The sequence below is a fragment of the Frisingicoccus caecimuris genome, from assembly GCF_004340975.1.
GTDB lineage: Bacteria > Bacillota > Clostridia > Lachnospirales > Lachnospiraceae > Frisingicoccus > Frisingicoccus caecimuris.
Genome location: NZ_SLXA01000008.1, coordinates 91543 through 105756, shown reverse-complemented (window position 1 = coordinate 105756; position 14214 = coordinate 91543). Strand labels below are relative to the sequence as shown.

Here is a 14214-nt window from a genome sequence, read left to right as displayed (position 1 = left end):
ATGTCAAGTTGATTGAACCGCCGTGTACCGAACGGTACGCACGGTGGTGTGAGAGGTCGGAATTTCTCAATCAAGAGAAATTCCTCCTACTCGATTTATTTTTGAAATTTTTTGGGGTCTAATTTGAAGGTATCCAATCGTTTATAAATTCCGGACATGTGAAGGCCGGAAAGAGCCGCAATTTTTGCTACATTTCCATTGGTATGTTTTAAAAGCTCAAAAAAGTATTGATATTCACAGTTATATTTATAATCTTTGAAATGACGGAAAACATTTGGGGCTTCATAAATATAATCATTCAAGATATGCTCTGTTTCGGAGTTTATCGTTTTTTCATGGGAAGGGGTAAAGGATGGACCCACTAACAAATCTTGTGACATTCCGTCGGTGATCACATAACGTTGAATCGCGTTTTTTAATTCACGTACGTTGCCTGGCCAAGCGTAGTTTATCATGGCATTTTTGTAGGAATGATCAATGGTAACGGATTTATGGTATTTATAGTTATAAATATTCAGAAAAAAATTGATCAGCGGCTCGATGTCTTCAATACGTTCGCGGAGGGCTGGCATAGTGATAGGAATAATATTCAGCCGGTAATACAAATCTTCACGGAAAGTCCCTTCTTTAACCATATTAAGAAGGTTTCGATTTGTTGCGGAAATAATACGGACATTTATTTTTTTAGTTGTAGTTCCGCCAAGTTTTCGGATTTCTCCTGTTTCAAGGACACGCAGAAGTTTTGGCTGGAGATTTATAGGCATTTCTCCAATTTCATCCAGGAAAAGAGTTCCATTATTGGCAAGTTCAAATAAACCAGATTTTCCACTTTTGTTTGCTCCGGTAAAACTGCCTTTTTCATAGCCGAAGATTTCAGATTCCATCAGAGCTTCTGGAATCGTCGCACAGTTGACCGGAACAAAAATTTCATTTTTTCTTAAACTATTCTCATGTATATATTTTGCAAGGACTTCTTTGCCGCTGCCTGATTCCCCGTATATTGTGATACTGGCATCGGTCTGGGCAACTTTTTTTGCATAGTCAAAAGCTCTTTTGACGGAGGGGCTTTCCGCGATATAGGAGTGCTTTTTTTTGCTGTTTAAAACAGTGTTGAAGGTTTGCTGCATATTTCGGCAGAGTTCATCTACACGATTTCTGTATTGGATAGAAAAACGTTCGGATTGACTGAAGGTAATAGTACGGATTAATTTGTGATTTGAATCAAAAATCGGTACCGAGTAAGCATAAATTCCCTGTTCTGGATCTCCATTGAGAATCAGATAGGACATGTTTTCAGATTCTTGTTTGATACAGTCAAGGCAGGAGCTGTTACTGAACACTCCGTTATCCACGAGTTGTTGCATGGTGGTATTCAGCAGCTTTTCACGGGACAGGCCGGTAAGTTTGCAGGTTCCATCAGAACAAAGAAGTAGTTTTCCGGTATTGTCACAGATAATGATACTGCCCTCGTAATAATGAAGAATATCTTCAAAATAGATACTGTTGAAAATAGTGTTACTCATTTTTATTTATTTCACCTCACAATTTCTATATTTGTAGAAAAAATGTTAAAAAATAGTCGATAAAAGTAGAAAAACTTCATAAAATGTCTGAAAACTCTTTTAATTATCATATCATAAACCCCCATTTTTTTAAAGACTGTTCTAAAAAAAGAATAATATGCACAAAAAAGAAAAAAGAATTTGGATAATTTAAACAATTTTTTAATGTGAAATAAAAAACAAGAAGAAAGAATAGATTTTTGGCTAAAAAATTGCTTCTTAAATAATTAAAAATATTGACAATAACTTATCAAAGGTGAGTCGGTATTGAAATATTTTAAGGAGGTATTTATATGAGTAAGTTAATGTCGCTGCAGGATGCCATTGGCCTGATCAAAGATGGTGATTGTATCGCTACGTCAGGCATCGCAATGGCAGGATTCCCGGAAGAAGTTGTTGCGGGCATTGAAAAAAGCTTTTTGGAGACAGGAGCTCCAAAAAATCTGAATGGTATTTTTGCTGCCGGGCAGGGATGCTGGGAACCGGGACATGGCTGGCAGCATATGGCGCATGAGGGGTTACTGGCCTCATTAATAGGCGGCCATTTTGGAAGCTGTGACCAGATTGGCAAAATGATCCGTGAGAATAAGTTTAAAGCATGGAATATGCCTCAGGGAGTTATCGTGGATATGTTCCATGAAGCGGTTCGGGGTATGCCTGGACATATTACAAAGCTTGGTCTCAAGACATTTATTGATCCACGTATCGAAGGCGGAAAATTGAATGATATCACAACAGAGGATATTGTCAAAGTTGTTGAAATTGACGGTGAAGAATATCTGATGTATAAAACGCCAAAGATTGATGTTGCAATTGTTCGCGGAACGACGGCAGACAGTTTAGGCAATATCTCATTTGAGGAAGAAGCTCTCCCGGTAGATATGCGTGTTATTGCGATGGCAGCTAAAGCCTGCGGTGGTAAAGTTATTGTCGAAGTTAAGTATACGTGTGATCGTTTAATGACAGACAAGGTCGCAATTCCTGGCATTTTTGTGGATGCTGTAGTTGTATCTCAGACACCAGAAGAAACACATCGGCAGACGGCTTTACATGTATATGATCCAAGCCTTTCCGGCCATGCATTTGTACCGACAGAAGCGGTGGCATCCTTGCCATTTAATGCGAAAAAGGTGATTTCCCGCCGTGCGGCGATGGAATTAAAACCGGGAAGCATTATTAATCTTGGCGTTGGCGTGCCGGAAGGTATTGCCAATATTGCGGCAGAAGAAGGGTGTGCTGATTTGATCACAATGACTTCTGAGAGCGGTGCAGTAGCAGGCGTACCTTTAGGCGGCAAAGCTTTTGGTGCTGTTCAGAACGCATGGGCAGTTGTTGAACAGGAAATCCAGTTTGATTTTTATAATGGCGGCGGTCTCGATGTTTCTTATCTTGGACTTGCTGAAACCGATGAAATTGGCAATGTCAATGTTAGTAAATTCGGAACTGGCGTGACTGGAGCCGGTGGTTTTATCAATATTTCCCAGACTACGCCAAATTTGGTTTACTGTGGAACCTTTACAGCAGGCGGTTTGAAAGAGGAAATTAAGGACGGAAAACTGATAATTGTTCAGGAAGGAAGAAGCAAGAAATTTATCAAGAAAGTACAGCAGGTTACTTTCAGTGGTGAGTTTGGAGCGGAAACCGGACAGAACGTGCTGTATGTCACAGAGAGAGCTGTATTTAAGTTAGTTAAAGGCGGCCTTCAGTTGATCGAAATTGCACCGGGTGTAGATCTTGAAAAGGATATTCTGGGTCAAATGGAATTTGCTCCGATTATTAAAGAAGATGAATTGAAAGTCATGGATACAAGACTTTTTACAGATGAACTGATTAATTTGAGGGAAACTATGTTAAACAAGTAAATTTTTCGGAGGGAGAAATTGTATGTTGGGTATTATTTTAGTGGTTATAGGATTAGTAATATTAACCATTTTAGCTATTAAGGGCGTTCCGATCCTTTTTGCTACGGCAATTGCCTCAATCTTTGTTTTGGCATCACAGGGTGTTAATGTGGTTGAGGGGATTACACAGGCCTATATGACAGGCTTTGCAAATTATTTTATGAATTATTTCCTGATTTTTACATTAGGAGCTATTTTCGGAAAACTGGCAGAAGTCAGTGGAGCAACGGACAGTATTGCCAAAACAATTGTTGATAAGTTAGGAGAGAAATATGTAGGACTTGGTATCTTCATTGCTGCTGCTGTTCTTGGATATGGCGGAGTCAATCTGTTTGTTGCACTTTTCGCACTGTATCCATTAGGAAAGAGTATGTTTAAACGTGCGGATGTTCCGAGAAGACTGTTCCCAATGTGCTACCTGGCCGGCTGCGGTACGTTTGCCATGACGGGCCCGTTTTCACCGTCTACACAGAATATTATTCCTACAAGTTATTTAGGAACAACATTGTCGGCAGGTTTAATTCCAGGTTTGGTTGGCTCTGTTTTCTGCGTAATTTTATGTGCAATTTATATCCAGTGGCGTATTAACAAATGCAGAAAAAACGGCGAACATTATGTGCTTCTTCCTGGTGAGGAAAGCTTATCAGAAGATGATAACAGAGAAGTTCCTAATTTCCTTATTTCTCTGTTGCCGTTGATTTTATTGATCATCATTCTTAACGTTACCGGATGGCCGATCGTTGTATCTTTGTTTGTTGGTGTTCTTTTAGGAATTGTTATTTACTGGAAATGGATGCCGCATACCTTTGCACAGTTTTGGAAAGATATGAGTGCAGGAGCAACAAATGGTCTTTCTTCAATTGCCAATACAGCAGCTACAGTAGGCTTTGGCGCAGTTGTTCAGGCAACACCGGCTTTTGCAACATTGTCCGCAGCATTGACCGGTATGGCTCAGAATGGAAATGCTTACATTGCTGTAGCAATTGCTGTAGCAGCATTGGCAGGTATTTCCGGATCAGCTTCCGGCGGCCTTGGTATTGCCGTGCCGATGTGTGCTGACCTGTTTATACCAATGGGTGTCAGCGCTGAAGCAATTCATCGTATTGCAGCTGTTTCCAGTTCGGCTCTGGATTCCCTTCCGCATAATGGTTTTGTAAATACTTGTTTGCAGTATTGTGAGACAAACCATAAAGAATCCTATTTCGATGCATTTATCGTTACCGTTGTTATTACCACTGCTGAACTGGCACTTGTTGTCGCGATGTTTAGCATTATGGGATAAAAATTAAAGAAAAGAGTGATTCATATGGTATATGAAAATTTGATTTATGAAAAACAGGGACATGTTGCACTTATTACCTTAAATCGTCCAAAAGCGCTGAATGCACTTAATGATGTGCTCTTAACAGAATTAGCTGACGCCGTTGAAATGGTAGCAGCAGATGAGGATGTAAGAGTGGCGGTTATTACTGGAGCAGGAAAAGCTTTTGCAGCTGGTGCGGATATTGATTATATGAAGGATTTTAACCCGATTCAGGCGCAGAGCTATATGGAACAGGGTCAGGGACTCTATCGTCGTATTGAAAAAGTACGTAAACCGTTTATTGCAGCGATTAATGGTTTTGCTTTAGGCGGAGGTTGTGAACTGACGCTGGCCTGCGATATTCGTATTGCTTCCACAAAGGCAAAAATTGGACTTCCAGAAGTTGGTCTGGGTATCTTCCCAGGCTTTGGCGGAACACAGAGAATGCCGCGTTTGATCGGAGACGGACTTGCAAAAGAATTGATTTTTACAACACGCCAGGTCAATGGTCAGGAAGCAAAAGAAATGGGTCTTGTTAATCAGGTCGTTGAGCCGGAAGAGTTGATAAATACGGCAATGGCGATGGCAAACGTTATTGCAAGTAAAGCTCCGATCGCAGTTGGACTTGCAAAGGATACGATTAATCGAGGCAGACAGGTAGACATTGATGATGCCATGTCGATTGAAGCAGCAAATGATTGCCTTGCATTTTCAACAGAGGATCAAAAAGAAGGCATGCACGCTTTCGTAGAAAAGCGTTCGCCGGTATTTAAGAATAAATAGTAGAAGGGAGAGAAAGTAATGGCCAGAGGTAAGAGATATAATGATTGGATTATTGGTGAAACACTTAAAACAAGCGGACGGACTGTAACTGAATCCGATGTTACACGTTTTGCCGGACTTTCCGGAGATTATAATCAGTTACATACAGACGCTGAGTTTGCAAAAGCAAATACACCATATGGTGAGAGAATTGCTCATGGTGCTTTAACATTTTCTATTGCTACAGGTCTTATGGATCATTCTGGAATGATCGAAGGTGTGGTTGTTGGCTTTTTGGGTGCAAATTTAAAATGGCCGGCGCCAGTGCTTTTCGGTGATACAATTCATCTGGAAGTCACAGCAATTGACAAGAAACCAACAAAGAATCCAAAACGTGGTATTGTTACATTGAGTGTTAAGGTCGTTAACCAGAATGATGTTGTGGTTGGTGACGAAGAATGGACAATAATGTTTGTTGTATAAAAGATTAACAAAAAAATAATGGAGGAATATTATTATGGGATATATTTTAAATGAAGAATCAATGGATATCGTAAAACTTGCAAGAGATTTCGCAGAAAAAGAAGTAAAACCGGTATGTGCTCAGTATGATGAAACTGGTGAATTCCCGATGGATTTATATCAGAAAGCTTTTGATTTAGGCTTCCATGCACTTGAAATTCCAGAACAGTTTGGCGGAAGCGGACTTGATTATTATACATGCTGTGCTGTTTATGAAGAATTTGCAAGAATTGATGCTGGTTTCTGTACCGGTGTTGCAGCGGATGGTCTTGCGTTAAAGACGGTTTTAATGTTCGGTAATGATGAGCAGAAACAGTACTTTGCCGACTATATTTGTGGTGGAAAAGGCAATGGCTTCGCTGCATTTGCTTTAACTGAACCAGATGCTGGTTCTGATGCAGGTGCAGGTAAAACAGTTGCCCAAAAAGTCGGTGATGAATATGTCATCAATGGACGAAAATGTTTTATTACAAATGCGGGTCCGGCTCAGATTTATGTTGTCTTTGCAATCACAGATAAATCAAAGGGCGCAAAAGGATACTCAGCTTTTATCGTAGAACGAGACAGAGCCGGCGTTTCTGTAGGTAAAGAGGAGAATAAAATGGGTATCCGTCTTTCAAACACAGCCGACGTTGTATTTGATGATGTTCATGTACCTGCCGATCATCTCATTGGTAAAGAAGGCAAAGGATATGGTTATGCTATGTCAACACTTGATTTGGCAAGACCGATTATCGGTGCTATGGCAGCAGGTATTATCCGCAGATGTATTGAAGAATGTGTAGCTTATGCAAAACAAAGAGTAACGTTTGGCAAACCGATCATTAAACACCAGGTGAACTCGTTCAAGCTTGCCGATATGCAGATTAAACTTGAAACAACACGGGCGGCAGTTATTAATTGCTTCAACCAGTATTATGCAGGAAAACCGTATGGTGAAGCCGCAGCAATTGCAAAATGCTATGGTGGTGATTCTTCAGTAGAATGTGCACTGGAAGCTATCCAGATTTTAGGCGGTTATGGCTATTCCAGAGAATATCCGGTTGAAAAACTTTTAAGAGATGCAAAGATTATGCAGATCTACGAAGGAACCAATGAAATCCAGCGTATGGTAATTTCCGGTTATGTTTGCCGATAGGAGGTATATTTAATGGATATTTTGGTTTGCGTAAAGCAAGTTCCAGATACAACTGAAATTAAAATTAATTATGAAACGAATACTCTGATTCGTGAAGGTGTGCCGAGTATTGTCAATCCTTTTGACGCATATGCACTGGAAGTTGCAGTGCGTTTAAAAGAAAAACATGGTGGAACAGTTACTGTACTGAGTATGGGTCCGGATCAGGCAAAAGCTGCTTTAAAAGAGTGTCTTTCTGTCGGAGCAGACAAGGCATATCTCTTGTCAGATCGTGCTTTTGGCGGTTCAGATACTTTAGCTACAAGCTACATTTTAGCATCTGCTATTCATTCTCTTGGGAAATTTGACCTGATCATGTGCGGCAAACAGGCGATTGATGGAGATACAGCTCAAGTAGGGCCGGAGATCGCAGAACATTTGGATATTCCACAGGTAACTTATGCTTTGGATGCCGATGTGACTGAAGATGGCAAGGTTATTGTAAAGAAGGAAACAGAAACCGGCTACGAAATGGTTGAAACACAGATTCCGGCTCTGTTGACCGTTGTTAAGACAGAATTTGAACCTCGCATGGCTTCTGTTAAGGCAAAGATTGCTGCAAACCGTAAACCAATTGATGTGATTACATCACAGGATATTACCATTGACTTGTCTCGTGCAGGTCTGAAAGGTTCTCCGACAAAAGTTAAAAAGACATATACACCACCAATGAAAGGTGACAGTGTTGTTATTAAAGAGGAAACCGCAAAAGAATCTGTAGACAAATTAATTTCTATCCTTGATGAAAAGAGCATAATCTAGGAGGTTGTAGAATGTTTGAAGAGTATAAGAATCTGTGGGTATACATTGAATCTTCCAATGGTGTTGCGGCAAATGTCGGGCTTGAGCTTTTAAATCCGACAAGAGCGTTGGCTGACAGTGTCAATGAGAAGCTGGTTGCTATTGTTATCGATAGTAAAGATACAGAGGCTCTTGCCCAGACGGCTATTAAATATGGAGCAGATGAAGTAATCGTTGTTGAAGGTGAAGAATATGCTTCCTATTCAACGGATGCATATACGAATGTATTAAATGTATTGGCTGAAAAATATAAACCTTCAGCGATATTTATTGGAGCAACAAACCGTGGACGTGATTTGGGACCGCGTCTTGCTGCCAGAGTGAAAACCGGGTTAACGGCAGACTGCACGTCTTTGGCAATGGATAACGGAAATATTGTCTGGACCCGACCGGCTTTTGGTGGCAATTTGATGGCAAATATTCTGTGTCCGGAACATAGACCACAGCTTGGCACGGTGAGACCTGGCGTATTTAAAAAGGCGGAACCGGATGAACACAGAGTTGGAAATATTATTAAAGAGGATATTACAACACCGTTAGAGATGATTCGTACAAAGATCGTCGATATCGTTACGACCGTGAGTTCGGATGTGCCGAATATTGAGGAAGCCGAAATACTTGTGTCCGGAGGCGCAGGGGTTGGCGGCCCGGAAGGCTATGGGGTTTTAAAAGAGTTGGCATTGGCGATGGGAGGAAGTATTGCAGCATCGCGTGCGGCGGTTGATGCAGGATGGATCGATCATGCTTATCAGGTCGGACAGACTGGTAAAACCGTGGGACCGAAGATTTATATTGCCTGTGGAATTTCCGGTGCAATTCAGCATGTGGCGGGCATGTCTTCTGCCGATGTGATCATTGCGATCAATAAAGACCCGGAAGCGAATATTTTTAAAGTGGCTGATTATGGCATTGTCGGTGATCTTTTTGAAGTTGTTCCAATTCTGACAGAAGAAATCAAGAAGAGAAGGTAAATCATATTATTAAACTCCTTAAACAGGTATGAGCAAGTAAAGCTTGATTGCACCACAACCAATACGTGTTCATACTAAAATCAGCGGAAATCAGGTGAGAGACTGTTTTCCGCTGATTCCCGTTTGGGAAAGAATGGAATAAGAGGGTGAAAATTTATGGAAGTGAAGACATTTTCTTTAAAAGAAAATCAAGATAGAGATATATACGGTTATTTGGATGTAAAGGAATGTCAGAATTCTGATTTCCAGTTCAAATTTTCTCTGAACTTCTTGAAGAAAAATGAAGAATTATATTTTAATAATGAAGGAATGAGCACGCAATTTTATGTATTGTCCGGAGAATTGAAGGACGTTTTGGAAGTGGAAAAACAGTGCCTGGAACAAGAAGGAACGGAAAGAAGCTTTTTATATCGTCCGGGTCAATCATATTTTGCACAGAATGAGAGTAAATATAAAGCATTGACGGACGGCATGGTATTATCGGCAACAATGGCGCATAATGTTCGTGGGAATATGCGTCGTCTAAATATAAATGATTCGGTGAAAATGCGAATTGGGGAAGCAGTGGGAGCCTGTGTGATCGCTTTTTTTGGCGCGGACGCAGAATTTTCATTGAAATGGGACGATGGATCGGTTTTGTGTACACCGGATTCCGCCGTTTTTCTGACAGTGGATAAGGCGGAATATCATACAATTTATCTGGTGAGTAAAAAAAACAATGTTCATCTTGAATATGCTGGATTTGCAGTTCTTGGGCAGAATGATTTTGGAAAAAATATTGGTATAGAATTGATCAAAGGTCAAAATGATAAATATTATGGTAAATTAAAAATCCGGCCGGAACATTTAAATCCCCTTGGCGTTGTTCACGGCGGATGTATTTTTACGTTGGCAGATGCGGTCTGTGGATTTACGATAGGTTCGCAGGGAGGGATATCAACCACTGTGAATAGTTATATTCAATATTTTAATCCGGCGTTTTCGCCAAAATTTCTGCTTGCCGAAGCTAAACCAAGAAAATTAGGCAAGAGTATTCGTCATCTGGATGTGGAGATTCGGGATGATCAGGATCTGTTAGTCGCTTGTGCCGAATTTGTTTTTTGTAATTTGCAGAAATGACGGTTTTAGACGAGGAAGGTGGCATATGAAATTAGACAAGGTACCTGAGGTGGTTATCCAAAGACTTCCACGTTATTATCGGTATTTGGGAGAACTTTTGGAAGAAAAAACGAATCGGATTTCATCGATGGAACTCAGCCGGAGAATGGGATTAACATCTTCACAGATTCGGCAGGATTTCTGTAGCTTTGGAGAATTCGGACTGCAGGGATATGGGTATAATGTGAAATATTTAAGAGAAGAAATTGGAAAAATACTTGATCTTGACAGAATGAAACGGATGATTGTTGTTGGGGCCGGTAATCTGGGTCAGGCTCTGGCAAATTATCAGTTTGACAAGGTTGGGTTTGAATTGATTGGAATTTTTGATATTAATCCGCGTTTAAATGGTTTTGCTATTCGGAATATTAAGGTCATGATGATGGATGCTCTGGAAAGTTTTGTTCAGGAAAACCAGGTAGATATTGCGGTGTTGACGATTCCGGAGGAAGCAGCGCTGGATGTTGGGATGTATCTGGAAAAAACAGGAATACAAGCGATTTGGAATTTTACGCCTGTGGATTTAAATACAATGCTTCATATATGTGTTAAAAATGTGCATTTAGATGAAAATCTGATGACATTGGCCTACGAATATAAAAATCTTCTGAAGAAGCAGGCATAAGTTATATCAGTAAAAATATTGGTGCAGAAGGAAGAGGGTAGCCCCGAAGGGCCTGAGAAATGGCTGTGGGACTGCCCCTTTTTATCATGTGAGTAAATTTTTTCTTCCCAAGGTGGTTGTTTTTATCGGGTGTCCTGCATGCTGTAACAATGGGATGAAAAAAGGCTGTGCGGAACCGCAATGAAAAGAAAATGGAATAGATATGTAAAAATAAGAAATTTTGTGTCAGCGGAACCGAAGCCGCTATAGAAGATAAGTTAATTTTAAAATATAAAGACGACTTTATCAATCATCATTCATCGACGGTGTTCGAGATGAAAACATAATTAAAGAGACGATAGACAGCGAATTCTTTCGGAGAAAATCGAAAAACAGTGCAGTCAGAGAAATCATGTTCCGAATTTCAAGACTGCACTGTTTTTGCTCTTAAAATTTAAAAATAATTCCGATAACGGCGGAGGCTACCACCATGAGAATTGGATGGAAGTCTTTTTTCTTCATGACGAAGTAGATGACTAAAGCCAGAATAATAGCTTTATAATTTAACAGGTCGGCAAAGCTTTTTGTGATTTCATACTGGTCCAGATGGAGCAGAGCAATTTTGGCAACGCCAAGACCGGCAGCGATGATCAAACCGGTGGAGGCCGGACGAAGTCCATAGAAAACATCCTGTACCAGTTTGGATTCTTTGAATTTATTTAAAATCTTTGATATGAGGATGATGATGACAACGGAAGGAAATACGAGGGCCAGTGGTCCGACGAGTGCGCCCGGAAGTCCGAAAGAGGTAAATCCTACATAGGTTGCCATATTGACGCCCATAGGTCCGGGCGTGGACTCGGAAATGGCGATCATGTTGGCCACATCCTGGGCGTTAAACCATCCGGTAGCTGATCCCATGGCATAGAGGAAAGGCAGGGTAGCCAGTCCGCCGCCGACAGCAAAAAGTCCGGTCTTAAAAAATTCAAATGCTAAACGTAAAAGTGTGGTCATTTCTTTTCACCTCCTGAGATACCTGTGCGTTTAAAGAGGACGCCTGCGATACCGGCAAGAATAACAATAAGCGCCGGAGACAATGGAGAAAATAAGGATAAAAGCAAAACAACGACACAGATACCGAGGCAGATTTTATCAATAACCGATTTTTTAGCCAACTTGGAGACGGCGTTAAAAATCAGAACACAAACGCAGGCACGAATCCCGTTGAAAGCATATTTAACGACGGCAAGATCGGCAAAATTCTGCAAAAAGGCAGCGATCAATGTGATAATGATCAATGATGGGGTGATGATGCCAAGGGTAGCAACAATACCTCCAAGGACACCTTTAGTCTTGTAACCGACAAAGGTTGCGGTGTTTACTGCAATAATCCCCGGTGTGCATTGACCAATGGCGAAATAGTCCATAATTTCATCTTCAGTGGCCCAGTGGTATTTCTCAACAACTTCTTTTTGAAGCATTGGGAGCATGGCGTAACCGCCGCCGAAGGTAAAGGCGCCGATTCGGAAGAAGGCCATGAAGAGGTTTAAAAATTCTTTCATAAATGTGATTCCTCCTCAACGATATAGTATTTCCATGATATCTTAGGGAAATGCTTGATTTTCCCCGAAACTATTGGTATCATATCATAAATAAATATATATGAAAAGTATTAAAAAAGTATATGATCTATATCAAAAAGATATACATCGCCGTGCTTTGTGCAATAATGTATCAGGTGGTGATTTTATGGATTTGAAGCAGCTGGGCTATTTTACAGCGATTGTTGATGAAGGAAGTATCTCGGCAGCGGCAAAAAAACTGCACATTTCTCAGCCGCCTTTAAGCAATCAGATGAAGCTGCTGGAGGCAGAATTGGGCGTCGTGCTTTTTGAGCGGGGTCTTCGAAGCATTACATTGACAGATGCAGGGGAATTAATGTATGAGCGTGCCAATGCCATATTAGATATGGCTTCGGCAGCCAAGATGGAAATTGACAGCCTGGGGAATGGACTCCGTGGGACGCTGCGCATGGGAATGGTATCATCTTCGGTGACTGGCTGTGTGGTACAGAGAATGATGGCATTTCGCGAATTATATCCGGAAGTCAATTTTCAGATTTATGAAGGAAATACGTATCAGCTATTGAATGGACTGAAAACGAATCAAATTGATCTGGCATTGGTTCGTGCGCCTTTTCCGGAGACCGGTTTTATATGTCATAAATATCAGGAAGAATATTTTGTGGCTGCCGGATTGCCGGGGCATTTGCCGGAGCAAACCGGATTGATCGGGGTGGCTGAGCATCCCCTTGTGCTATACCGGCGATGGGAGGCTTCAATTCGTCAGGTTTTTGAGGATAAAGGGCTCACGATTCGTTTGGCCTGTATGGCAGATAATGCCTGGACGAGTATTCAAATGGCCCGGGCCGGGATGGGAATTGCGCTTTTGCCTGAATCCTTTGCCGCAGATATTCCAGGAATTCAAATCTGGAACCTGAAAGAGGAAGCACTGAAAACACAATTGGTGTTGGTGAAACGGGATGACCGGTATATATCCAATATTACGAAAATATTTTTTGAAAAGTTTGAAGTATAATTTAGGAGGAGTATTATGATTTTTGATACACATGCACATTATGATGATAGAAAATTTGATGCGGACAGAGAAGAGCTGATCAAGCAGCTTCAGGTTTCAGGAATCGGGCGTGTTGTAGACATTGGCGCAGACATTGATTCCACCCGTCGGGCTGTGGCGTTGGCGAAGCAATATGATTTTATTTATGCGGCGGCCGGGGTACATCCGAGTGATGTGGATTGTCTGGATGAACGTAGTTTCCAGTGGCTGACCTGTCTGGTGGAGGAATCTGTTGAAGAACAGGGAAAAATTGTCGCTGTCGGTGAAATCGGTCTGGATTATTATTGGGAAAAGGATCCGGAGCAACGTGAAAAACAGAAACACTGGTTTGAGAAGCAAATGGAACTGGCTCGGAAAACAGGGCTTCCGGTGGTGATTCATTCCAGAGAGGCGGCAAAAGATACGTGGGATATGATGAATGGATTGAAATGTGAAGATATCGGCGGCGTGATTCATTGCTATTCATACTCGGTGGAAATGGCCCGCAATTATCTGAATAAGGGTTTTTATTTGGGAATTGGCGGCGTTATCACTTACAAAAATGCCAGAGTTTTAAAAGATGTTGTTCAGTATGCTCCGATGGATCGGATTGTGCTTGAGACCGACTGCCCATATCTGGCGCCGGAACCTCATCGGGGAAAGAGGAATAGTTCTCTGAATCTGCCATATGTCATTGAGACCATTTCACAGTTAAAGGGAATCCCGGCAGATGAGGTGGAAGCGGTGACATGGGAAAATGGAAAGAATATGTATCGTATGTCAAAATTAATGTTTTCTTAGGAATTAAATCAAGAAATATTAAAGTGTCGGCAGCCT

At 41.2% G+C, this 14214-nt stretch carries 14 protein-coding genes; 11 read left to right on the top strand and 3 right to left on the bottom strand.

Annotated features, from left to right (window positions below):
* Positions 1-95 precede the first annotated feature (95 nt).
* Positions 96-1523, bottom strand: a complete 1428-nt coding sequence (locus EV212_RS09170; protein WP_132092165.1) for a sigma-54 interaction domain-containing protein — start codon at positions 1521-1523, stop codon at positions 96-98.
* Positions 1524-1855: 332 nt separating this feature from the next.
* Here EV212_RS09170 and EV212_RS09165 point away from each other — a divergent pair, with 332 nt between their 5' ends.
* The 9 genes from EV212_RS09165 to EV212_RS09125 all read left to right on the top strand — a co-directional run bounded on the left by EV212_RS09165 (position 1856) and on the right by EV212_RS09125 (position 10782).
* Positions 1856-3424, top strand: coding sequence for an acyl CoA:acetate/3-ketoacid CoA transferase (locus tag EV212_RS09165; RefSeq protein WP_132092162.1), 1569 nt, complete (start codon positions 1856-1858; stop codon positions 3422-3424).
* Between the two features lie 22 nt (positions 3425-3446).
* The gene (locus tag EV212_RS09160; RefSeq protein ID WP_132092159.1) at positions 3447-4745 is read left to right on the top strand and encodes a GntP family permease; all 1299 of its coding nucleotides are present in this window, start codon (positions 3447-3449) and stop codon (positions 4743-4745) included.
* A 24-nt stretch (positions 4746-4769) separates the two neighbouring features.
* Positions 4770-5549, top strand: coding sequence for an enoyl-CoA hydratase-related protein (locus EV212_RS09155; protein ID WP_132092156.1), 780 nt, complete (start codon positions 4770-4772; stop codon positions 5547-5549).
* An 18-nt stretch (positions 5550-5567) separates the two neighbouring features.
* On the top strand, positions 5568-6011 hold the full coding sequence (locus EV212_RS09150; RefSeq protein WP_132092153.1) for a MaoC/PaaZ C-terminal domain-containing protein: 444 nt from the start codon (positions 5568-5570) through the stop codon (positions 6009-6011).
* Between the two features lie 34 nt (positions 6012-6045).
* Positions 6046-7188, top strand: a complete 1143-nt coding sequence (locus EV212_RS09145; RefSeq protein WP_132092150.1) for an acyl-CoA dehydrogenase family protein — start codon at positions 6046-6048, stop codon at positions 7186-7188.
* Positions 7189-7200: 12 nt separating this feature from the next.
* A complete protein-coding gene (locus EV212_RS09140; protein WP_132092147.1) occupies positions 7201-7989 on the top strand; it encodes an electron transfer flavoprotein subunit beta/FixA family protein in 789 nt (262 codons plus the stop codon).
* Between the two features lie 11 nt (positions 7990-8000).
* Positions 8001-8999: an electron transfer flavoprotein subunit alpha/FixB family protein gene (locus EV212_RS09135; RefSeq protein WP_132092144.1), complete on the top strand. Its 999-nt coding sequence runs from the start codon at positions 8001-8003 to the stop codon at positions 8997-8999.
* Positions 9000-9155: 156 nt separating this feature from the next.
* Positions 9156-10118: a PaaI family thioesterase gene (locus tag EV212_RS09130; protein ID WP_132092141.1), complete on the top strand. Its 963-nt coding sequence runs from the start codon at positions 9156-9158 to the stop codon at positions 10116-10118.
* A 25-nt stretch (positions 10119-10143) separates the two neighbouring features.
* On the top strand, positions 10144-10782 hold the full coding sequence (locus tag EV212_RS09125) for a redox-sensing transcriptional repressor Rex (protein WP_132092138.1): 639 nt from the start codon (positions 10144-10146) through the stop codon (positions 10780-10782).
* A 426-nt stretch (positions 10783-11208) separates the two neighbouring features.
* Here the strand turns inward: EV212_RS09125 and EV212_RS09120 are convergent, their stop codons facing one another.
* Positions 11209-11775 carry a chromate transporter gene (locus EV212_RS09120; RefSeq protein WP_132092135.1) on the bottom strand — a complete coding sequence of 189 codons (567 nt, stop codon included), beginning with the start codon at positions 11773-11775 and terminating at the stop codon, positions 11209-11211.
* Positions 11772-12323 carry a chromate transporter gene (locus tag EV212_RS09115; RefSeq protein WP_132092132.1) on the bottom strand — a complete coding sequence of 184 codons (552 nt, stop codon included), beginning with the start codon at positions 12321-12323 and terminating at the stop codon, positions 11772-11774. The genes EV212_RS09120 and EV212_RS09115 overlap by 4 nt, the downstream gene beginning before the upstream one ends.
* Positions 12324-12510: 187 nt before the next feature.
* Between EV212_RS09115 and EV212_RS09110 the strand changes: the two genes are divergently transcribed.
* Positions 12511-13359 (top strand): LysR family transcriptional regulator, encoded by an 849-nt coding sequence (locus EV212_RS09110; protein WP_165873348.1) that lies wholly within the window; start codon positions 12511-12513, stop codon positions 13357-13359.
* A gap of 15 nt (positions 13360-13374) precedes the next feature.
* A complete protein-coding gene (locus tag EV212_RS09105) occupies positions 13375-14178 on the top strand; it encodes a TatD family hydrolase (RefSeq protein ID WP_132092126.1) in 804 nt (267 codons plus the stop codon).
* Positions 14179-14214: the final 36 nt, after the last annotated feature.